At 48.8% G+C, this 21,384-nt stretch carries 18 protein-coding genes and 1 tRNA gene; 10 read left to right on the top strand and 9 right to left on the bottom strand.

Annotated elements, in window-relative coordinates:
* Positions 1-1,367 precede the first annotated feature (1,367 nt).
* Positions 1,368-2,060 (top strand): hypothetical protein, encoded by a 693-nt coding sequence (locus K7P01_RS22240; RefSeq protein ID WP_267296785.1) that lies wholly within the window; start codon positions 1,368-1,370, stop codon positions 2,058-2,060.
* 20 nt (positions 2,061-2,080) lie between these two features.
* Positions 2,081-2,521 (top strand): YybH family protein, encoded by a 441-nt coding sequence (locus K7P01_RS22235; protein WP_267296784.1) that lies wholly within the window; start codon positions 2,081-2,083, stop codon positions 2,519-2,521.
* Positions 2,522-2,555: 34 nt separating this feature from the next.
* Here K7P01_RS22235 and K7P01_RS22230 read toward each other — a convergent pair whose 3' ends face one another.
* Both K7P01_RS22230 and K7P01_RS22225 read right to left on the bottom strand, forming a co-directional pair.
* Positions 2,556-3,050, bottom strand: coding sequence for a hypothetical protein (locus K7P01_RS22230; protein ID WP_267296783.1), 495 nt, complete (start codon positions 3,048-3,050; stop codon positions 2,556-2,558).
* 385 nt (positions 3,051-3,435) lie between these two features.
* Positions 3,436-3,508, bottom strand: a tRNA-Thr gene (locus tag K7P01_RS22225).
* A 238-nt stretch (positions 3,509-3,746) separates the two neighbouring features.
* On the opposite strand from K7P01_RS22225, the gene treS reads away from it, so the two are divergent.
* From treS to K7P01_RS22210, 3 genes are all read left to right on the top strand, one after another.
* Positions 3,747-7,124, top strand: a complete 3,378-nt coding sequence (gene treS, locus K7P01_RS22220) for a maltose alpha-D-glucosyltransferase (protein WP_267296782.1) — start codon at positions 3,747-3,749, stop codon at positions 7,122-7,124.
* Between the two features lie 112 nt (positions 7,125-7,236).
* Positions 7,237-7,404, top strand: a complete 168-nt coding sequence (locus tag K7P01_RS22215) for a DUF1328 domain-containing protein (protein ID WP_267296781.1) — start codon at positions 7,237-7,239, stop codon at positions 7,402-7,404.
* A 67-nt stretch (positions 7,405-7,471) separates the two neighbouring features.
* Entirely contained in the window at positions 7,472-8,713 is a 1,242-nt protein-coding gene (locus K7P01_RS22210; protein WP_267296936.1) for a PQQ-dependent sugar dehydrogenase, read from the top strand.
* A 9-nt stretch (positions 8,714-8,722) separates the two neighbouring features.
* Here the strand turns inward: K7P01_RS22210 and K7P01_RS22205 are convergent, their stop codons facing one another.
* Positions 8,723-10,633, bottom strand: coding sequence for a CocE/NonD family hydrolase (locus K7P01_RS22205; protein ID WP_267296780.1), 1,911 nt, complete (start codon positions 10,631-10,633; stop codon positions 8,723-8,725).
* Positions 10,634-10,897: 264 nt separating this feature from the next.
* Positions 10,898-11,830 (bottom strand): ABC transporter ATP-binding protein, encoded by a 933-nt coding sequence (locus tag K7P01_RS22200; RefSeq protein WP_267296779.1) that lies wholly within the window; start codon positions 11,828-11,830, stop codon positions 10,898-10,900.
* Between the two features lie 93 nt (positions 11,831-11,923).
* Between K7P01_RS22200 and K7P01_RS22195 the strand changes: the two genes are divergently transcribed.
* The gene (locus K7P01_RS22195; protein ID WP_267296778.1) at positions 11,924-13,564 is read left to right on the top strand and encodes an ABC-F family ATP-binding cassette domain-containing protein; all 1,641 of its coding nucleotides are present in this window, start codon (positions 11,924-11,926) and stop codon (positions 13,562-13,564) included.
* Between the two features lie 201 nt (positions 13,565-13,765).
* On the top strand, positions 13,766-14,230 hold the full coding sequence (locus K7P01_RS22190; RefSeq protein WP_267296777.1) for a YHS domain-containing (seleno)protein: 465 nt from the start codon (positions 13,766-13,768) through the stop codon (positions 14,228-14,230).
* An 8-nt stretch (positions 14,231-14,238) separates the two neighbouring features.
* Here the strand turns inward: K7P01_RS22190 and K7P01_RS22185 are convergent, their stop codons facing one another.
* A complete protein-coding gene (locus K7P01_RS22185) occupies positions 14,239-16,401 on the bottom strand; it encodes a xanthine dehydrogenase family protein molybdopterin-binding subunit (protein WP_267296776.1) in 2,163 nt (720 codons plus the stop codon).
* Positions 16,402-16,405: 4 nt separating this feature from the next.
* A complete protein-coding gene (locus K7P01_RS22180) occupies positions 16,406-16,870 on the bottom strand; it encodes a (2Fe-2S)-binding protein (RefSeq protein ID WP_267296775.1) in 465 nt (154 codons plus the stop codon).
* A 161-nt stretch (positions 16,871-17,031) separates the two neighbouring features.
* On the opposite strand from K7P01_RS22180, the gene K7P01_RS22175 reads away from it, so the two are divergent.
* The 3 genes from K7P01_RS22175 to K7P01_RS22165 all read left to right on the top strand — a co-directional run bounded on the left by K7P01_RS22175 (position 17,032) and on the right by K7P01_RS22165 (position 20,204).
* On the top strand, positions 17,032-18,156 hold the full coding sequence (locus K7P01_RS22175; RefSeq protein WP_267296774.1) for a sensor histidine kinase: 1,125 nt from the start codon (positions 17,032-17,034) through the stop codon (positions 18,154-18,156).
* Between the two features lie 24 nt (positions 18,157-18,180).
* On the top strand, positions 18,181-18,939 hold the full coding sequence (locus K7P01_RS22170) for a LytR/AlgR family response regulator transcription factor (RefSeq protein WP_267296773.1): 759 nt from the start codon (positions 18,181-18,183) through the stop codon (positions 18,937-18,939).
* A gap of 107 nt (positions 18,940-19,046) precedes the next feature.
* Positions 19,047-20,204, top strand: coding sequence for a DUF1624 domain-containing protein (locus K7P01_RS22165; protein WP_267296772.1), 1,158 nt, complete (start codon positions 19,047-19,049; stop codon positions 20,202-20,204).
* An 80-nt stretch (positions 20,205-20,284) separates the two neighbouring features.
* On the opposite strand, the gene K7P01_RS22160 is transcribed toward K7P01_RS22165, so the two are convergent.
* From K7P01_RS22160 to K7P01_RS22150, 3 genes are read right to left on the bottom strand one after another with little or no spacing between them, the layout of a single operon-like run.
* Complete coding sequence (locus K7P01_RS22160; protein ID WP_267296771.1) at positions 20,285-20,476, bottom strand: hypothetical protein; 192 nt, start codon at positions 20,474-20,476, stop codon at positions 20,285-20,287.
* Between the two features lie 13 nt (positions 20,477-20,489).
* Complete coding sequence (locus K7P01_RS22155; RefSeq protein ID WP_267296770.1) at positions 20,490-20,954, bottom strand: DUF6934 family protein; 465 nt, start codon at positions 20,952-20,954, stop codon at positions 20,490-20,492.
* Positions 20,955-21,006: 52 nt separating this feature from the next.
* A complete protein-coding gene (locus tag K7P01_RS22150; RefSeq protein WP_267296769.1) occupies positions 21,007-21,381 on the bottom strand; it encodes a DUF983 domain-containing protein in 375 nt (124 codons plus the stop codon).
* Positions 21,382-21,384 lie beyond the last annotated feature (3 nt).

Below are 21,384 nucleotides of genomic sequence, written 5' to 3'. Positions count from 1 at the left end.
GTCCCACGGTTGAACCACGGATCATCTACTACTATATAGGGTGGAACATTGGTGGATCAAGCCTGAATCCAGGTTGTTGGCAGCATGGGGGAAACTGGCACCTGGCTACATTCTTAAAACAAATGGGTGGTTACCGGGTTTACTCGTCTTTCATTTTTGGATTGACGAAGGCAAGGAATATATCCTGATATCTTACTGGTTAGGGAGTTGGTATACTTGGGCGTTCTCTTGCGCGAAGGGACTGCGGTTGAGGATTTTTTCGATTTTCATACCCCGGATTCCATAACGTAACGGTCTGTATAAAGCGAAACAGGTTGCTACATTTTATGTAACTGCCTGATTATGAGAAGACCCCCGTGTTGGAAATCGGACCAACGACCTACTGATTACAAGGCCACGGGAGAGCTGCAAAAACAGCCAAATTTTGGCTGAAAAACGACCTTGTAGCATAACATAGTGCAGCAAAACGCTGCATTTCATAACATATTTGCATAACATAGATTCGAAACAGCACAGGTGTTCGCATACGAACTGCAATGATCATATTTGCTGCCGCGTGCTTAACTCGGAGAATCAATGGCGGGGCTCAGTGTAAATTTGCAGTTTAGTTTTTTCAAAAAGCGTTTGATGCCCTGGACAGTGACGCGCTTCGAATTCCCGCCACTGCTTATGCACAAACGTTACGAGCAATGCATTTGGGCAGATTGTCAAATAATCTAAATGAGAAAGGAAGTTAAAATTCTAGGGCTGTTAATTGTAGTGATAACTTCCTTTTGGACGATTTGGCAATTGAACCACTCGCAGCCGGCGCTTCAAACAAAGGCAAGGTATTAGTGTTCGACAACTTGGACGCAAATATCTTCAGAATCACCTTGTGCTCCTCGCCACGGCAATGATTCACAACCCGCAGAATCAATATTTCCTTTCAACACATGATCCGTATCTCCTGATCGATCTTATGGACGAAGACAACTGGGAACACCTTGCGATATTCAATGTCTATGTTAAAGATTATGAGACCTGCGTATACCGCTTATCGGATAAGGATCTGCAAAACATAATTTACCAGGGTGCCGATGCGTTCACCAATAATGAGAGTTTCGTGCCTGGGGAGCGACGTTGAATGAATACAAAACAATTCGATCTTATCAGCAATTCGAGGCCCACTTATTTGTCGCTTGATGTGACCTCGGGAATTGGCTACATTTTAGGATTTGGGATGGAATTTGTCGAGGGCAATGAAGATCGTTCCGAAGCGACGAGTAGATTTCAGGGTGAAATGTTTATGTTAATCCTTAACATCGCTTCTGAATGTTTGTATATACATAAGTTATATACTACATTCAACTCGGTAACCCCTGGTGTATATGAAAACCGTTTGTATAATCGTTGGTTATATCCTAACACTGACCACGGCGTGTGCGCAGAGCATTTCGCTGACCGATTTCCTTATTTTTCCAAGGCTTGATAGCACGTATTGGCATCACGACCAGGAGCGGATAAATTCGAATTACGACGGTGCTGGCGCCTGCGAGACATGTTTTACCAAGACCGAGGATTCGGTGCGGGACACGCATTGCATTCAGACGGCGTTTGGGCACGTGCGGCTGGATACGCTCTTCAACAATGCCTCGCCTGAGCGCCTGCAAGGAAAATGGACCGTGGTGAAAGCGGGGGCCTTCGTGGTATCGGACAGCACGTCTGCTTCGATGGATAGATTTCTGCGGAATATCCGCATACTGGACGATCAAAAGGCACCCGTGGGATTCATCGAGTTTACAGACAAGAAGGTTCACGTCGATCTCACCACCACGCATGGCCGACAGCGGGATCGCGGGCGTTATATGATCCGAAACAAACAGTTTCTGCTCGCCCGCAAATTCATAGGCCGCGCGTGTTCTCCAACTATCGTCGGCATTACCCCGAACGGCTTTTTAGTGATGGACGTTCACGCATACGGGATGCGCATAAAGATGGACAAGTACTTTGTGTTCACATCCCGAATAACCCGGCTGATCTTGCAGCGGGAAGGTTTACAAACTGTTTCCAGCGTACCTTAAATCACTAAACCTAAATCACCATGAAAAGAACATTATTCACCGCGATATTTTTATTTTCTGCCTATTTTTTGATTGCTCAGGTTCGTGATACGGAATCTGAAATCAGAAATCTGGAGCAGTTGGAAGTTCAGGCTGTTCTTAACAAGGATACAGTGATGCTGCTAAAGTTGTGGGCCAAAGATTATGTAGTAAACGCGCCCGACAACATGGTGAATTTTGCCGGTAGGAATACACTGGACAGGCCTGTTCTTAAACGCCCGCGGATTTCTTTCACCCGTTCTGTCGAGCATGTTATCATTCAGGGAGATGTTGTGTTGGCAATGGGAAGCGAAACTGTAGTAGCGCCCGGAGCTGGTTCGCAAACTCAACAGCCGGTTAAAAGACGTTACACGAATATTTGGATGAAGCAGGAAGGTACGTGGAAATTGATCGGCCGTCATGCTAATGTGATCTGCCCGTAAAATAGGTGAGGATTCGTATAATTGGCAACCAGCATCATTTTTTAAAATGTCTGAAAGGATCCTGGAAATAGATCACTGAGTCGGGTAGTCCCTGCTGTTTTGCCTCTGTTTCAATTTTGTCTAGAAATGCAGCCAGTCGATTCATAATACGGTTCTTCTCTTCTTTTGAAACCTCATCAGGATTTCCAATCCAACCGCCTTTTTGAATTTGATTGGGATCAAATACAGCAGATAGTCTTGTCATTCCTCCAACCGAAATTAGGTACATCTCACGCGGAGGATCCGAAAAATAAGCCCTTTTATTGTCCTCTGGTGCGAGGTCATCCAGAAGATGAAAACTTTCCCATTCTTTGGGTACCTGGTACGCCTTTGCCGTATCGATATAATTCATTATCAAGGTTGGATCCAAGCGGTCCTCGATAGGGTAACGAAGATACTGAATTCCGCTACCGGCTCGATAAAGGTCACGACAACCAACGAGAAAAACTGCCGCACAAAAAAGGATTAGTAGTTCAAGTATCTTTTTCATAGTGTTTAATCTTTTTTAGGGGTGAGTCCAGTTTCCATCTTTATCTTGCTTAGGCATTCCGGGCCATTTCCATGGGCTGTTTAGGCCAAGCAGAATCGCGTCGAAAACTTCCGGTGTATTTGATAGGACTGCGATTGCGCATTGCCTGATCCTCGGCGTCATCATTCGCATAAAAAATCGTCATAGTACTCTAGCGTCTACGTTGCGGAATCTGGGTAAAATTCTCTGCCGATCGGGTGCACTAGGGCGCACTATTACTTCCTTTATGGACGGACCAAAAGTTAGGAGTGTCGAGTGTTTTTCTTGATTTTCATGGCCTATGTTAAGGGCCTCTATAAAGCAAAACAGGCAGCTACATTTTATGTAACTGCCTGATTAGTAGGAGAGCCCCCTGTCGGAATCGAACCAACGACCTACTGATTACAAGTCAGTTGCTCTACCAGCTGAGCTAAGGAGGCCTGTTTAGACTTCGTTCAAGTGCTAAACGAGGCTGCAAAAATAATGGAAGAATGTATTTCCGCAAACATCCCTGATAAAATTAAGTGCGATTTTCTGATTTTTTTCTAAAACCATGGAGTCTGGTGCCCAGAAAGGAGCTGGTACGCTTTTGTAGTACGACTCCATGAGGCTCCCCGAATCGCCCCATGCGTTTCGTGTTGCCGTTGGATAGGCTCAAATTTCAAAATCCTTTCAGGTATGCAACAAGGTATCACGGACGACAAACTTCATTGGTACAAGGACGCCGTATTGTACGAAGTACACATCAAAGCCTTTCGCGATGGAAATGGCGATGGCATAGGCGATTTCAAAGGACTGCTTCAAAAACTGGACTACCTCCAGGACCTCGGCGTAACAGCCATTTGGATCTTACCATTTTATCCGTCGCCGTTGCGCGACGACGGGTACGACATCGCCGACTACTATAATGTTAATCCGGCATACGGCACCCTGGCGGATTTCCAGGAATTCCTGGACGAAGCCCACAACCGAAACCTGAAAGTTATTACGGAACTGGTCATCAACCACACGTCCGACCAACACCCCTGGTTTCAGCGCGCCCGGAAGGAGCCGATCGGCTCGCCTTTACGCGACTTTTACGTCTGGACCGACGATGCAAACAAATACCGTGACGTACGTATTATCTTTCAGGATACCGAGACTTCCAACTGGACGTGGGACCCAGTCGCCGGCCAATACTATTGGCACCGGTTCTTTCACCATCAACCCGATCTAAACTTTGATAACCCGCTGGTGCAAGCGGAGATATTCAAAATACTTGACTTCTGGTGTAGCATGGGTGTGGACGGTTTCCGTCTGGATGCCGTGCCTTATTTGTTCGAACGCGAGGGGACTAACGGCGAAAATCTTCCTGAGACGCATGTCTTTTTGAAGAAGCTTCGGAAACATGTTGACGATCATTATCCCGGCACTATGTTATTGGCCGAAGCCAACATGTGGCCTGAGGACGCTGCGTCTTATTTTGGCGATGGTGATGAGTGCCACATGAATTATCACTTTCCTGTTATGCCGCGCATGTATATGGCGCTGCAAATGGAAGATCGGTACCCGCTCACTGACATCTTTGATCAAACCCCGGAAATTCCAGCAAACTGCCAGTGGGCCATTTTCCTGCGCAACCACGATGAGCTTACGCTTGAGATGGTAACCGACGAGGAACGCGACTACATGTACAAGGCCTATGTCAAAGATCCGCGCGCGCGTATAAACCTCGGCATCCGGCACCGCCTGGCCCCGCTCATGAGCAACAACCGACAGAAGATCGAGCTGTTGAATTACCTGTTGTTCTCATTGCCTGGCACCCCGGTATTGTATTATGGAGACGAGATAGGCATGGGCGACAATTACTACCTGGGCGATCGCGACGGGGTTCGTACACCCATGCAATGGAGCTCCGACCGTAATGCAGGTTTTTCGGAAGCCCACCCCCATAAGCTATACTTGCCCATCATCCTCGATCCTGAATATCATTATGAATCGGTTAATGTGGATATGCAATCGCGCAATACATCTTCCTTACTATGGTGGATGAAACGCGTACTCAGTAAGCGTAAGCAATACAAGGCGCTGGGGCGTGGCGATTTGAAATTTGTATCGGTGGAGAATGCCAAAATCCTGGCGTTCACAAGAACGTATGAAGAGGAGACTGTGCTGGTCATAGTAAACCTGTCGCGCTACACGCAAGCAGCGGAGCTTAACCTGGATTCTTTTGCGGGCTATGTTCCCGTAGAAGTATTTAGCCAGAATCGATTTCCATCCATTAAGGAAAATAATCCCTATTTCTTTACACTGGCTGCGTATGATTGCGAATGGTTTGTACTGCACAAAGTGGAGTCTATGCTGACGGAAAACAAAACGTTGCCCGTGCTAAACATTGCTCAATGGGACAAGTTTGCGCAACGCGCCGTGGTAACCGAGCTTGAGAATTATATCTTACCAATCTACTTACGCAAGCTACGTTGGTTTGGAGGTAAGAGCCGCATAGTCGAAAGCATAAAAATCATCGATCATGCCACAGTGCCACTGACAGCGGCCAAGACGACGGCGTATATTCTGCTCCTGGAAATTAATTATGCCAGTGGATTATCCGATACGTACCAGTTGCCGATCGCGTTTGGTGAAGATGCCTTCGCGAACAAGCTAAAAGAGAATTGCCCCCAGTCGGTCATTGCCCAGGTGCGAACCAGTGAAGGGACCGAAGGCATCTTGTATGATGCGATCTATGGCCTGGCTTTCCAGGAGGAGATATTCTTAAAAATGTCGCGGCAAGAACGTGTGAAAGTGGCACACGGCGAACTTTTATTTACCGGCAACGAAGCACTGGCAGCGCATGTACAGCAGCAAGAGAAGATCAAGCCAAAAGTATTGGGAGGAGAGCAAAGTAATACTTCCATCACGTTCGATAACAAATTCTTTTTAAAGCTTTTTCGAAAAGTCGATAGATCTATTAATCCCGATGTAGAGATAACACACTTCCTGACGGAGCATACAAACTTTACACATGTGCCGGGATTTATTGGAACGATCGAATGGAAGTCTGCCAGCGGTTCCATCGTGTTGGGCATGATGCAGCAAATGGTAGAAAGCAGCACTGACACCTGGTCGTATATGTTAGACCGCCTGGATCACTTCAACGAACGTATTCTGACGCATACAGACATCGTCGAGCCGCCACCGCCGATGGGAACCCTTTTGCGTCCCGTCACATACGATCATATCCCGGCCGTCATGAAAGACTTGCTGGAAAGTGTTGTGGCAGACAACGCAGCTTTGCTCGGTAAGCGCACGTCGGAGATGCACCTCGCCCTACTATCGCGACCTGACATTCCGGACTTTAGATTCGAAGAATACTCGTTGCATTATCAACGTTCGCTATTTTCAGGACTCCAGTCGCTTGTGCGAAGCACCTTCCAGAACTTGAGCCGTTCCTTGGATAAACTAGATCCGGAAGTTCGCCAGGAGGCCGAAGACGTATTGGCCATGAAAGGAGAGATTCTTCAAGTACTAAAACGGATATACAAGAATAAGATTGACGTAGTTAAAATCCGCATTCACGGAGACTATCACCTGGGGCAGGTGCTCTATACGGGCAAGGACTTTATTCTTACTGACTTCGAAGGTGAACCCGCCCGGAGTTACAGTGAACGCCGGCTGAAACGATCGCCCTTACGGGATGTGGCCGGTATAATACGCTCATTTCACTATGCTGCATACGCAAGCTTGTTCCTCGACAACCAAATCCGGAAGGAGGATTTTCCGCGACTCATCCCGTACGTAGAGCAGTGGTATCACTACATGAGTAGCTTCTTTATGGATGCTTACCTCAAGTATTCGCAAGGAGCTGCCTTCATTCCTCAAAACAACGAGAGCTTTGAAATCATGATGACCACGTTCCTGCTGGAAAAAGCAATCTATGAGGTGAACTACGAATTGAACAATCGTCCGGATTGGGTGATCATTCCGTTGCGCGGTATCAAAATGCTGATGAAGAAGAATGAAGCGGAGGCAGAGCCGACGAAAATCGAGGACGTTGACAAGCATCCAATAGAGTTGTAGAGCATTTTGCACATGCGCGGTGAATACGATATACAGCCAGAAAAATCGCCTTCGGTCAATGGATCGGGCACAGTATTTAAAACACTGGAGGTACATTAAAACAACTAATCTTATGTTACGCTGGGCTGCAATCTTCTTTATCATCGCCATTGTGGCGGCAATCTTTGGCTTTGGAGGCATCGCGGAAGGTGCCGCCACCATCGCGCAAGTATTGTTCTTTGTATTCATCGTGCTTTTTGTCCTTGTGCTGGCATTTGGTGCGAGCATCTTCAAAAAGTGAGATGAGCGACATAACACCAAAGGCGTGGCAACAATTGCCACGCCTTACACTTTTCTTGCTGGCTGGTATGTATCATACCGCTGTGTTTGGCCAGCACGATTCTCTTCCGCCGCCACATGCTACGAAGTCGTCGATGAACTTCAGCAACGTGCAAGGTTGGGAGGGAGGCCGCACCCCGAAAGCACCGGAAGGTTTTACAGTCGCGCCTTACGCCACGGAATTTGATAATCCGCGGTGGATGTATATCACACCCAACGGCGACATCCTCGTAGCAGAGAGTAATACTTACCATCCCTGGTGGGAAAAACTTGGCGCTCATTTTATTGGGGCGTCAAAATCCAACAGCATGCGCAACAGCGCCGATCGCATCACGTTGTTACGAGACACCAATCAAGATGGCGCGCCGGACATGCGCGAAACCTTTCTTGACGAATTAAACCAGCCGTTTGGCATGCTGGTGCTGGGGGAGTGGTTTTATGTAGCAAACACGGATGCGCTGCTGCGGTATCCCTACAAGCCGGGACAAATACACATCGATAAATCGAAAGGGCAGAAGGTTGTCGACTTGCCCGCCGGCAAAGTAAACCGCCACTGGACACGCAACATCATTGCCAATAAAGAGGGCACAAAAATCTTTATAGCGGTAGGCTCAGGGAGCAATATTGCAGAGAAGAGCATCGAGAAGGAACTCTTGCGCGCGGCTATTCTCGAAATCAACCCCGATGGTTCAGGCCTGCGCGTGTATGCCAGTGGATTGAGAAATCCAGTAGGCATGGACTGGGCTATGGGTACAAATACATTATGGACTTCTGTTAATGAACGCGACGAACTTGGAGACGACCTTGTCCCCGATTACCTCACGAGCGTGGCCGAGGGAGGCTTTTATGGATGGCCCTACGTCTATCACGGTCAGCATCGTGACGACCGCGTGAAACTCCTGCATCCAGCCCAGGTCAAAGACACACGTGTACCCGACGTAGACTTGGGATCGCACACGGCATCACTTGGATTGGCCTTCTATAACAAAGACGCTTTTCCCAGCAAATACCACGAAGGCGCCTTTGTTGCACAACACGGCTCGTGGAATCGATCGCAACTGGCGGGCTATTGCGTAGTTTTTGTACCATTTAAAAATGGAAAGCCAAACGGCAAACCCGAAGAATTCCTGGGCGGCTTTATTGCCGACCTGGAGAAGGAAAAGGTATACGGTCGCCCGGTAGGGGTCGTGGTTACCCCATCGGGAGGGTTATTGATAACCGACGACGTCAGCAATACGATTTGGAAAGTAAGTTATGGAAAGGGGAACTAGTCCCCTTTTTTATTTCTGTAACAGCTCAAGCTTTGTATCTAACTTCTCTCCACCTCCGATTTCCACCACAGACGAACCAAACACCTGGATAGTCGACTTAATAAAGTCGCTGGCCTCAGCCTTATAGATGTTGTCAACATACTTCTGCGGATTCCGATCGATGTAGGGGAACCACGTGCTATGAATCTGGATCATAACACGATGTCCTTTCTTAAAGGTGTGCAGGATATCCTGCAGCCGGAAATTCACATCGGTAGGCTCTTGCGATTTAAAGGGAGCCGGCTTTTCGAAGCTGTTCCGGAATCTCCCGCGAAATACTTCGTGGCGTACCAGCTGCTGGTAGCCGCCCATCACGATGTTCGCAGGATTGTGTTTATACTGTGGATGATCAGGCGGGTAGACATCAATTACTTTTACGATAAAGTCTGCATCTGTACCACTGATAGCAACTTTCAACCTGGCCATGATCTCACCACCGACTAATACATCTTCGGTAAGCGGCTCTGTTTGAAACGTCAGCACATCAGGACGGCGACTTGCAGCCCGCTGGTCATCGCTCATGAACGAACGCGGCGTAAAGACCATGCCTTCTGTCTGTGACGTATAGGGAACCGGCTTTTCCGGGTCGCTCACATACTCAAATACAGCGTTATCCTTCAAAGGCTTATTGATCGACAGTTGCCCATGCTCGCCAAAATACAAACGCACAGGCGGGATCTCTTTTGGCGGCCAGGCGTCAAATTTTCTCCATTCCTTTCTACCGGTGTCAAACATCAGTGCCTCGGGAAAGGTACCAGCCCCTTCGCCTTTTAAGTAATAGGCAAAGAATCGACGCTCTACATCGCGCTGGTAGAAGGTGTTAATACTATCGCCAAAGTCGATATGGTTATGGATCGTGGCTCCTTGATCAGGGCGTGACCATTGACCATGTGCCCAAGGCCCCATTACAATGACGTTGCGTGCTGCCGGGCTGGATTTCTCGATTGACTTATAGATGTTTAGCGGACCGTACAGATCTTCGGCATCAAACCAGCCACCAACCGTCATGACCGCGTGGTTAACGTTTTTGAGGTGGGGGAGTATATTCCGTTTTTTCCAGAATTCGTCATAGTTCGGATGATCAATGATCTGTTTCCAGAAGAAATTGTCACTGTGATAAGCTTCGGTAGCATTTTTCAGCGGACCGATCGCCAGGTTAAAGTCATAACCATCCGCCACCGGCTTGCTTCTGAAACGGTTCAGTTGCTCTTCGTACCACGCTTTGTCGGTGGGCTTATCGTGTTGATAACCAAATACGGCGAACGCCGCCAGATAACTTTGTAGAAACGCGCCGTTGTGGTGGAAATCATCAAAGAAGAAGTCGGCGATAGGGGCCTGCGGCGACGATGCTTTCAGGGCGGGATGCGCATCCGGAATGCCGGCCGCGGTATAATAGCCCGGGTAAGAAATCCCCCATTGACCAGCCTTGCCGTTGTTCCCTTTAATGTTCTTGAGCAACCAGTCGATTGTATCCCAGGTGTCGGATGCCTCGTCTGTGGCCGTTTTATTTTTCCGGTCGTTGCCTGGAATGTTGGGTGTCATGTTGTCAAACACGCCTTCGGACATCCAACGCCCGCGTACATCCTGGTACACAAAGATGTATTTGTCATACAATTCGTATTTCGATGGGCCAAGTGATTTCCGGTACCGATCCTTGCCGTAAGGCGCCACGCTGTAACACGTGCGCTGCATTAGAAATGGATAGGTTCGGGACTTGTCTTTGGGAATATAAATGGATGTAAAGAGCTTTACGCCATCGCGCATCGGTATCTGTACTTCCAGTTTATCGTAGTTTTGCTTTACGTACACAGAATCATGCAACTGGGCCGAAGCGATTCCGCTAAACATTAGGATGGCCAACAAAAATAATAAGCGATTCATGCTATCTAGGTTTCAAGTTTAGAGTTAATGGAATCTAATAATAGCCAATTGTAAAAGGGCAACCAAACACTTCGGCGTTGATTCGAGGGGGTATGGACTGCTCAGAATGAAAGGGGCCGAACTGTAGAAAGGAAGCCAACGTACCGTCTTAAAGCTTTGATTTATTATTTAACATAATGTAAATTATGTAACTAAGCTAATAGGGATTGCTTGGGCTACGGATGTAACCTGTTGATTTACAATATTATGCCACTATAGCATCTACTAGCTAACCTTTGGCTGCACCCAGATAGATTGACCAGGATTCCAGTCAAGTCGCTCAGACCGAACCAAATACATCATTCCTGATGCGGCAATCTCCAACTCGCAAAAGCCGCCGAAGAACAACGACTTTACAATAAAACCCTTTTGGGCGCCTGGCGTCTCAGTAACGGATAACGTAAAATCCTCTGGACGCAAAAAGTGCACAGTTTGATCCCGCACTGTCACAGCCGTATACGTACCAAACAATCCAGCCACGTATTCATCCACCGGCTGTTTATAAACGGTCTGAGGCGATCCTTGTTGCACAAGCTGACCATCTCGCAGCACGAGAATCTTATCCGCCCACGGCAACGTATCTGCCGGATCGTGGGATACCATCATAAATGTCATGTCAAGCTGTTCGCCGAGATCATGAATAACGCTTTTCAGGACGTTTTTGTGCCCCGGATCCAGGTTGGAAAACGGCTCATCCAGCAGGAGCAGGCGAGGCTTGGCAATCAGCAACTTGGCCAGGGCAATGCGCTGACGCTCCCCTCCTGACAGTTGATCTGTCCGACGCTTAAGCAGATGCTCGATGCGACAAATCGCGTACAAAACGTTTGCATCATCTTCCGGGAGAATATTGGCGTATCCCAGCACTTGTTCCACCCGCAGAAATTTGGGCAGCTCAAAATGCTGCGACAGATACGCGATACCCTCCTGTCCGGGCACCAACACGTCACGCGGATCCTTAATTCGCGATTCTTCAAAAATGACTTCGCCTGCGTCAGAAGCTACCAGTCCAGCTACAATCTTGAGTAGTGTGCTTTTGCCTGAGCCTGTTTCGCCGGCGATGGCAATCTTTTCATGCTTTTGTTGTGAAAAACTGATCGGCTGTAGTACGGCGCCTTCGTTGCTGTCTTTGCGTACGCCGAACACCTGGAGGAAAGTCATACACAAACGTACCGCCTAACTTTTATTCTCCCAAGGTGATGTATGTCAGGGACGGCAAAATTAGAGTATCTTTGCGGCTTATTTTTAAGAAGCATGATTTCTGTCGACGCGGTTAGTGTAGAGTTTAATGGCTCAGCCCTGTTTAGTAACGTCACCTTTAATATCAACGAAAACGATCGGATCGCCCTCATGGGCAAAAACGGCGCAGGTAAATCTACTTTGCTCAAGATCATCGCTGGAGTGAGCAAACCGACTCGTGGAAAGGTGTCAGCGCCGAAAGATGCTGTTATAGCTTACTTGCCGCAGCACTTGCTCACCGAAGACAACGCTACCGTATTTGAGGAAGCCTCCAAGGCATTCTCCAAGATCCTGAATATGAAGAAGCGTATGGATGAACTAAACGTTGAGCTGGAAGTTCGTACCGACTATGAATCAGATGCTTATGCTAAGATTATTGAAGAAGTTTCGGAACTCAGCGAAAAGTATTACTCGATCGAAGAGATCAATTTTGATGCTGAGGTTGAGAAGACGCTCATGGGCCTGGGATTCCTGCGTTCGGACTTTACGCGCCCGACGGGTGAGTTCAGCGGTGGCTGGCGTATGCGCATCGAGCTGGCTAAGATCCTGTTGCAAAAGCCCGACCTGATCCTGCTTGATGAGCCGACGAACCACATGGACATCGAATCCATCCAGTGGCTCGAAGACTTCCTGGTGAACAGTGCCAAGGCCGTCATTGTAATCTCCCACGACAAAGCATTTGTAGACAACATCACCAACCGCACGATCGAGGTGACCATGGGCCGCATTTACGACTATAAAGTAAATTACACCCAGTATTTACAGCTGCGCAAGGAACGTCGCGAACAACAGCAAAAGCAATTTGACGATCAGCAAAAGGAAATCGCTGACATTACGGAGTTTATCGAGCGTTTTAAAGGAACGTACTCGAAGACACTGCAAGTACAGTCGCGTGTGAAGATGCTGGAGAAAATCAAGATTGTGGAAGTTGATGAAGTCGACACATCCCATTTGAACCTCAAGTTCCCGCCGGCGCCTCGTTCGGGTAACTATCCCGTGATTGCGGAAGGATTGACCAAACGCTACGGCGACCATGTGGTCTTTAACGATGCGAACGTCACAATTGCTCGTGGCGAGCGCATAGCCCTGGTAGGTAAGAACGGCGAAGGTAAATCGACGTTTGTAAAAGCCGTTATGGGTGAGATCGATTTTGAGGGCAAACTCCAGGTCGGTCATAATAGCTTGATTGGGTACTTTGCGCAAAACCAAGCCTCCCTTCTGGACGAAGATCTTTCCGTTTTCCAAACGATCGACCAGATTGCCGAAGGCGACGTCCGTTCCAAGATTAAAGATATTCTCGGTGCCTTTATGTTTAGCGGCGAGGCCATTGATAAGAAGGTAAAAAATCTTTCGGGTGGTGAAAAGACCCGCCTGGCCATGATCAAGTTGCTGCTTCAGCCGGTTAATCTATTAATTCTTGACGAGCCCACCAACCACCTCGATATCAAGACGAAAGACATCTTGAAAGACGCGCTAAGGGCCTTTGACGGAACACTCATTCTTGTATCGCACGACCGTGATTTTCTAGACGGCCTGGCTACCAAAGTGTTTGAGTTCGGGAACAAGCGAATCCGCGAGCACTTCGAAGACATCAGCGGCTTCCTGCGCAATAAGAAAATGGAAAACCTGCGCGAAATCGAGCGCACGGCCAAATAAAATGGCAGGGGCCTCCCCTCCCACTGCAATGTAGTGCGAGGGTGGGATGTGAGAGCGAAGAAAGAACGTCGTACACCGTCTTCGCTCCCACACTCACCCTCGCGCTGTTTTCTGCCTGTGGTGTAAATCCTCGATGAAAGAAATGTGGCCCGTTCTCAAGGACTGTATCTTTGGTATCAATCATCTAAGATCGATAGTCCTATGAAAGGTTGTTTTACACTCTTTGCATTCCTGTTCTGCCTCACACTGCAGGCTCAGACCGACAACAGCGCGAAGCGCATTCGAAACTTTAACCTCACCGACAACGGCGTCGCATTACGCGACTTTGACCCGGTTAGCTATTTTAAGGGACACCCCGCCAAAGGTAACGACAGCTTTAAGTATAGCTATAAAGGCATTACCTATTATTTCGCCAACACCGAGAACCAGGAAGAGTTTAAAAAAACACCCGAGAAATATGAACCTGCTTGCGGCGGTTGGGATGCATACTCCATGGCCGTCGATGGTCAACGCGTAAAAATTGATCCATCTACCTATAAGATAGTAGACGGTAAGCTCTATCTTTTCTATAACTTCAATGGCAGCAACAACCGCCTGAAGTGGGAAAAGGATGAAAAGAAGTATGCGCGCGCTGCCCACGACAACTGGCTGAGCAAACAGCGCTAAGCCAGTCGTTACATACGTTCAATATTCGCTTGCGGGATTGCATCTTGTTGCTTGTCAAACGGCTGGTTATAGAACCGTTTGCCCGTGGCAGCAAAGAACGCGTTGGCAACAGCGCCACCCGTAGGCGGCAATGCCGGTTCTCCTAACCCCGTCGGATCTATACCGTTATTGACAAAGTGAACGTCGACCTCCGGCACGTCCTTCATGCGGATAAGCTTGTAGGTATTAAAATTCTTTTGGTCTGCTGCTCCTCCGCTGAAGGTCAGGTTTCCAAAAAATGCATGCCCGAGCCCATCGACAATACCGCCCCGTACCTGCTGGTATGCACCACTAAGGTTAACAACAATACCACAGTCGGCGGCAGCATGGATCTTTTGCAACACCGGTTTGCCGCTCTTCATGCTGACCTCCGCTACTTGCGCTACGTACGAGCGGTGCGAAAAGTACACACTGAAACCCTGAAATACCTTTGGTTTCTTGCCCCACTCCGACTTCTCTGCCGCCAGTTGAATGACGGTCTTCATACGGTCTATATCATATTTAACAGCACCCGTAGGCGTACGTTTGGCTTTGTCTAATAAGCCCAGACGAAACTGTACTACGTCTTTCTTTGCTGCATGCGCCACTTCATCGATAAATGCCTGCTCGGCGAACGCCAGGAAATTTGTGATCGGTGCCCGCCAGGCTCCTGTCGTAATAGGTGATTTATGTTCGATTGAATCGATCAGCAAGTTATCCACTGCGCCCGAAGGAAAGTTATCCTCGCGTGTACAGTTGCCGGCGTTGATGCCGACACCGCGCAGCTTGTAGCCGATCATCTCACCCTGGCTGTTCAAGGCCGCGCTGAAACGGTACCGTACGGCAGGCCGGTAACTTCCGCCCGTCATATCGTCTTCACGCATCCAGACGACTTTTACCGGAGCTTCGATAATGCTTGAGAGCTCGGCCGCCTCCAGTACATAGTCGGCTTTCAGCCGGCGACCAAAGCCTCCGCCCAGACGTGTGAGTTCAAGTGTTATCTTTTCGGCAGGAACGCCCAATAGCTTCGCGGTTTCGTTACGCGCCATCTCCGGCGTCTGCGATGGGCCAACAAGCTCCACGCCGTCCTCACGCACGTGGGCAAAGAAATTCATTGGCTCCAGCGGCGCGTGCGGCAGGAACGGACATTGATATTCACGCGTAATAACAGTGGTGGCTTGTTTGAATGCAGCGTCTACATCGCCGTCCTTACGGCGCACAGTTGCCTCCGGGCTGTCAAGTAATGTCTTGAAAAGCTTATCGTGATCTGGTGTGCTCTCGGACGCCCCGTCCTGTTCGTATTCGATCTTAAGTGCTTTGCGGGCCTTGTTTACCTGCCAGGTAGATTTACCGACCACGGCCACGTTGTTCTTAAATGTAACAACGTCTACAATGCCGGGCATCGCTTTTGCCGCACTACTGTCGACCGATTTGATCTTCGTACCAAAAGCCTGCGGCCGTTGAATCACGGCAAAAAGCATTCCTTCCCGGTAAAAGTCAAGCCCAAAGAGTGGCTTGCCAGTGATAATCTCGTGGTTGTCCACGTTGCGGATGGCCTGGCCGATCAGTTTAAAATCCTTTTTATCCTTCAGCGTTACCGTAGCGGGTACGGGCAACGTACCGGCTTCGGCTGCCAGCTCACCATAAGTGGCCTTGCGTTTGCTGGCCGCATGGGTTACTACACTTTGTGATGTTGTTAGCGAGTCCGTTGTAACCTGCCAGCGTTTGGCGGCAGCTTCCAATAACATTTGTCGCGCCGAGGCCCCTGCTTTGCGCAGGCGCTCCCATGAATGGGGAATGGCGCCGCTTCCACCGGTCACCTGACGTTCAAATTTCTGTGTGTCGAGCGCCGCTTGCAGCACGTTAACTTTCGACCAATCCGCATCGAGCTCTTCCGCTACGATCATGGGGAACGAGGTCTTTATATTCTGACCCAACTCGGGGTTGGGCGAAAGGATCGTAACAATACCATCGGGCGCGATGGACAGATAGCTGTTAAACGTAATGTCATCGGGTGTCAACGACATATTGCCCACGACGTTGGGCGCACCGGCAGCGGTATCGTTCCAATAGAAACCCAACAGCAGGCCACCGCTGGCAGCCGTGGCAAGCTTCAGGAAATCACGGCGACTCGTTTTTGGTAGGATCGACATAGGCTTACGATTTAAGTTTAGAGGCAGCCAACGTAACAGCTTCACGAATGCGATGGTACGTGCCACAGCGGCAAATGTTCCCTTGCATGGCAGTATCAATCTGCTCAGCGGTAGGCTTGGGATTTTTAGTCAGAAATGCTGCGGCCGACATAATTTGGCCGGCCTGGCAATAGCCACATTGTGCTACGTCTATCTCGTTCCACGCCGTCTGCACGGGATGGTCACCTTTCTCAGACAAGCCCTCGATCGTCACGATTTTGCCGTTCCGCACCGCCGACACCGGCAGTGTACAGGACCTGGCGGCGTTGTCATTCAGGTGTACCGTGCAGGCACCGCACTGAGCAATGCCGCAACCATACTTTGTCCCTACCAGCCCCAGCGTGTCGCGCAGTACCCACAGTAGCGGGGTGTCCGCATCGACATCGGCCTGATAGCTTTTGCCGTTGATGTTTAATGTGTATTGTGCCATAACCGGATGAAATAAGCATCCTAAGGTATCAAATTTGACCATGTCATGCAGGCATTTTTGATCGCGGTACGCCCCGGTTCTCCAAACGGTAGGATACAGCCGATGTACGGATGTCTCCGGATGCTTGAGGAACTCAGGGGCGATTGCTATTTTCACATATCGTGATACCGATCAAAAACGATAAGCTCTCGCACCAACAACGGTGGCAGCTGGCATTCAGCTTGCTCGTGTTGTATTACCCTGTACTGTTGTACCTGGACTTCCCCGTCTATAGCGTCGATCTGGCATTCACCCTTCCAATCCTATATTACCAGGTTATTACCGGCACCGTATTATTGGTTATTCTTTTCGTCTGGATTAATGTGTCCGAGTGGTGCCTGGATGGGCTCGCGCATTACTTTGGCAGCGACTTTATTCTTGAGTTTAAACTCCCCGTCCAATTGATGACCTTCGTTCTGGCCATACTGTTGTCATTTGCTTTTATCGTCGTCATCGGCGGGGTAATGGGTGGACTAAACAACCTGGCACTTCATTTCTTTCACACCCCGCTGATTATTCCTTTCCGCGGAGACCGCACCACGCCGCTCTGGGATTTATACAAACGCGCCAACTCCGGCTTTTTTGTTTTGCTGATGCTCTCGGCCTTCTACCTCATTGTCAATCGTAAGGCGACACTCCGTATGAAAGATATCTTTACCCGCACGGAGACATTAGAGAAAGAGAATGTAAAAGCACAGCTCGCGGCGCTGAAAAGCCAGGTGAACCCACACTTTTTATTCAACAGCCTCAGCATCCTCTCCTCACTGGTACAAGAAGATCCTGTATTAGCGGAAAAATTTATTCAGGAGTTGGCAAAAACTTACCGTTATATCCTCGAACAGAAAGCGGTCGATACCATCCTGCTAAAAGAAGAGCTGGTCTTTCTCGAATCGTATATCTTTTTGTTGACTATCCGTTTTCAGCGCAAGCTTCACATCACCCTCGCGATATCCGACGAAGAGGCCCGTAAGTACCGGATCGTGCCCATGACCCTCCAGCTGCTTATTGAGAATGCCGTGAAGCACAATCAGATGTCCGATAAGGCTCCCTTGCAAATTCATGTAGACATCCACCTTGGTCAGCTACGGGTTAGCAATACCCTGCACACACGCCTCCGCCGATCAGAGGCCGGCGGAACAGGTTTGCAAAACATCATCGCCCGGTATCACCTCCTGACCGAGCAGTTTGTCCAAATTGAAGATTTTGATACTATCTTTCGTGTAAACGTGCCACTTTTAACCGAGTGACAACCGGTAGCCTGCTGTACATATATGAAGATTCTTATTCTTGAAGATGAAGGGATTATCGCTCGCCACTTAGAAGGGCTGGTCAAACAATGTCCGCAGCCTGTAGAAGTGTTGTCGGTCATACCTTCCGTGCAGGAAGCGCTGCACTGGCTTAGAATACACCCGTCGCCCGACCTGATATTGATGGACATTCACCTGGAAGACGACCTCGTCTTCGCCCTGTTTGATTCGATCGACCTGACCGTGCCGGTTATCTTTACCACAGCTTATGATGAATATGTCATTCAGGCATTTAAGGTCAATAGCATCGACTATCTACTGAAGCCCATTCAATACGAGGCGCTGGCAGCAGCGCTCGATAAGTACCACACATTTGAAAGACACTTCGCACGTACGTTGCCGGCCAACATGGCGCCTTTGCTCGCCCAACTGAAGGTCAAAGAATACAAAGATCGCTTTATGGTAACGCTCGGCAATAAGATCCAGAGTATCCCCACGAATGACATCGCTTACTTTTTCCTGGAAGAAAAGATGACATTTCTTGTGACGGATAAAGGCGCCAGGCTGCCCATTAATTATAGTTTGGATCTGCTATCACAAGTACTTGATCCTCACGAGTTTTTTCGAGTAAATCGTCAGTATTACATTGCACACAGGGCAATCCAGGCGGCGCATCATTATTCCACAGGGAAGCTTAAGCTCGAGTTACAGCCGTCGCCGAAGGAAATGGTATTTGTCAGTGGCGACCGGGTGACTCCCTTTAAAGAATGGTTGGGAAAATAAGCAGTCTCGCCGTGCGCTGGGGCATCGAAATGACCGATTGAGCCCGTTCAATTCGTCATTCAGCATAAACACCTTTCCCAAACAGGCATTAACAAACATATTGCTCTATGGAAAAGACACTATCCGCGCCACATCGCATCCCGTCGATTGATATCTTACGCGGCCTGATCATGGTAGTGATGGCCCTCGATCACGTTCGCGACTTCTTTAGTGCCACCCCTTTTCGCCCTGAAGATCTGACGCAGACTTCCGTACCGTTGTTCTTCACCCGTTGGATTACACACTTTTGCGCACCCACGTTTATCTTCTTGTCAGGCATAAGCATTTTCTTATTCCAACAACGAAAGTCCAGCCGGGGCGCGGTGAGCGTGTTCCTCCTGACACGGGGCCTGTGGCTTGTCGTATTGGAGGTCGTGGTGATCACTTTCTTTGTGCAGTTTGGCTATCACCTCATTTTACTCACTGTGTTTTGGGTGATCGGTTGGTCGATGGTGTTTATGGCTGCCTTGATCTGGCTGCCGCGGTGGTTATTGATAACGCTGGCCGTGGTGATTATTGGCGGGCATGACGCTGTGCCCAACATCACTACCATAACGCCTCAAAACGCGCTGGCTGCAGTCCTGCATAACACCCCTTTTGTGCTGCAGCTTGGCAAACAACCCGTACTAGTGGCCTATACTATTTTCCCCTGGGTGGGTGTGATGCTGGCGGGATACCTCATAGGCCCGTGGTTCTTACACGAACCGGGCGGGCGCGACAAGTTGCTGGTAACGGCCGGCGCAGTGTCACTGGTATTGTTTATTGTATTACGCGGAATAAATCTATACGGTGATCCTGTGCCGTGGAGCGTACAGCCCCGTGGCGATGTGTACACGGTACTGTCGTTTTTAAACGTCTCTAAATATCCGCCGTCGTTGCTGTTTATCAGTCTTACAGTAGGCGTCGGGTTATTGCTGCTGTATGTGTTTAATCATTGGACAAACCGCATAACATCATTTTTCCAGGTATATGGTCAGGTCCCGTTCTTTTATTACTTGCTTCATCTGCCGCTCATGAACATCAGTGCACTCATCTGGACGTACCTGGCCTTCGGGAAGCCCATTAACTTGTCGTTCATGATGCCGGAATGCCCACCGGGGTACCATCCTAACTTACTCCGTGCTTATCTGGCTTGGGTGTTAGTGGTCGCCGTATTGTATTTCCCATGTCGTTGGTTTGGCCGTTACCGGAAAGAGAAAGGCTATTGGTGGTTGTCATACATGTAAGTCATTGACTACAGCATAAAACAAAGAAGCCAGTGAAAACTGGCTTCTTTGTTTTTATAATCTTTTGTATCGAAGTTATCTTATCTTGTCAAGGCAGCAGGCAGGCCGTGTTTATTGAGAAAGGCTTCGGCTTCTTTTACCTTCTTGAGGATAAAAGGATCTTGCGCACGGCTTTTTATCCTTTTGCTGACGCTAACGCCGGAATAGCTAGTACTTTCTTTTTTACTAAGAATCGCCATATTTCGGTTGATTGCTGACCCAAAGATATCCATTATTTCTTGGATTTCAAACCCCCTCTGCCTTGCGCCGCGCCAGCAGTCCGATATACCGCCGGTTAGGCCGAAACAGCTCCCACTCCTCTTCAATGTTTCCCCAGATGTCAAACCCCTTTAATGTGCCATCCAGGTGTGTGGCCACGCCCATGGTATAATAACGCATGCGCACCGGTGTATTTCCCTGAACAAAAACCAGTGCCTCCGGATGGCGCGCTGTAAACGCCAGCACGGCCGCCGCCACGGTAAGCAATACCTGGTTAGGGTCCTTGTTATCGGTAATGATATCGTCGTCAATTGTATTGCCGACTTTGTCGTAGTCTCCAAAAGCAAGGTTGTAGATGTCCAATGATGTATCGGCAACTTCCATCCTGGTAAAACGTACGAGTTTACGAATCTCCCCTTTCGGACCTATGCTCAAAAATTCATAATCCAGAAATTCGGGGTTCGTCTCTAACGGGTAATGGGTTAAGGTCAAATCACAGCTTGTTTTGCCCTAAACTACCCGATCTGAGAGTAAGTTCAAAAGATTACGACGCCTCCTTCTTCCGGTAGGAGAAGAACAAGTTGATCCATCCGGCACGGGATATACGGAAGTTAAACGGGAGGATCAGGATAGACGCAGCGATCATTGCCCATACATACGTCCAGGTATCCGGATTAACGGTGTACCGCAGTCCCAGGTACACCGCTACGAACACCGCTACCTGCACACCGTAGCTGATGTACATTGCCCCGAAATAATAAGAGGGCTCCTGGATAAAGTCAAAACCACACGCCTCGCATTGCTTATTCATCTCCGCAAATTTGGTGCTCCATAAGGGGTGGGAAAACATGTCGCCTTCGTGACAGCGCGGACATTTCAGATTGACCACACTGTACAATTTTGTTCCTTTTCGTAACATACT

Origin of the sequence: Parachryseolinea silvisoli (assembly GCF_021190955.1) — a bacterium.
Classification (GTDB): domain Bacteria; phylum Bacteroidota; class Bacteroidia; order Cytophagales; family Cyclobacteriaceae; genus Ohtaekwangia; species Ohtaekwangia silvisoli.
Note: the sequence above shows the minus strand (reverse complement) of the source record. Positions and strands in the feature narration are given on the sequence as shown.

Coding starts and splice junctions, on each gene's coding strand:
- K7P01_RS22165 (WP_267296772.1), top strand. CDS start 19,047: ATGGAAAAGACACTATCCGCGCCACATCGCATCCCGTCGATTGATATC.
- K7P01_RS22210 (WP_267296936.1), top strand. CDS start 7,472: ATGTATCATACCGCTGTGTTTGGCCAGCACGATTCTCTTCCGCCGCCA.
- K7P01_RS22215 (WP_267296781.1), top strand. CDS start 7,237: ATGTTACGCTGGGCTGCAATCTTCTTTATCATCGCCATTGTGGCGGCA.
- K7P01_RS22170 (WP_267296773.1), top strand. CDS start 18,181: ATGAAGATTCTTATTCTTGAAGATGAAGGGATTATCGCTCGCCACTTA.
- K7P01_RS22185 (WP_267296776.1), bottom strand. CDS start 16,401: ATGTCGATCCTACCAAAAACGAGTCGCCGTGATTTCCTGAAGCTTGCC.
- K7P01_RS22200 (WP_267296779.1), bottom strand. CDS start 11,830: ATGACTTTCCTCCAGGTGTTCGGCGTACGCAAAGACAGCAACGAAGGC.
- K7P01_RS22190 (WP_267296777.1), top strand. CDS start 13,766: ATGAAAGGTTGTTTTACACTCTTTGCATTCCTGTTCTGCCTCACACTG.
- K7P01_RS22205 (WP_267296780.1), bottom strand. CDS start 10,633: ATGAATCGCTTATTATTTTTGTTGGCCATCCTAATGTTTAGCGGAATC.
- K7P01_RS22230 (WP_267296783.1), bottom strand. CDS start 3,050: ATGAAAAAGATACTTGAACTACTAATCCTTTTTTGTGCGGCAGTTTTT.
- K7P01_RS22195 (WP_267296778.1), top strand. CDS start 11,924: ATGATTTCTGTCGACGCGGTTAGTGTAGAGTTTAATGGCTCAGCCCTG.
- K7P01_RS22160 (WP_267296771.1), bottom strand. CDS start 20,476: ATGGATATCTTTGGGTCAGCAATCAACCGAAATATGGCGATTCTTAGT.
- K7P01_RS22235 (WP_267296784.1), top strand. CDS start 2,081: ATGAAAAGAACATTATTCACCGCGATATTTTTATTTTCTGCCTATTTT.
- K7P01_RS22240 (WP_267296785.1), top strand. CDS start 1,368: ATGAAAACCGTTTGTATAATCGTTGGTTATATCCTAACACTGACCACG.
- K7P01_RS22180 (WP_267296775.1), bottom strand. CDS start 16,870: ATGGCACAATACACATTAAACATCAACGGCAAAAGCTATCAGGCCGAT.
- treS (WP_267296782.1), top strand. CDS start 3,747: ATGCAACAAGGTATCACGGACGACAAACTTCATTGGTACAAGGACGCC.
- K7P01_RS22150 (WP_267296769.1), bottom strand. CDS start 21,381: ATGTTACGAAAAGGAACAAAATTGTACAGTGTGGTCAATCTGAAATGT.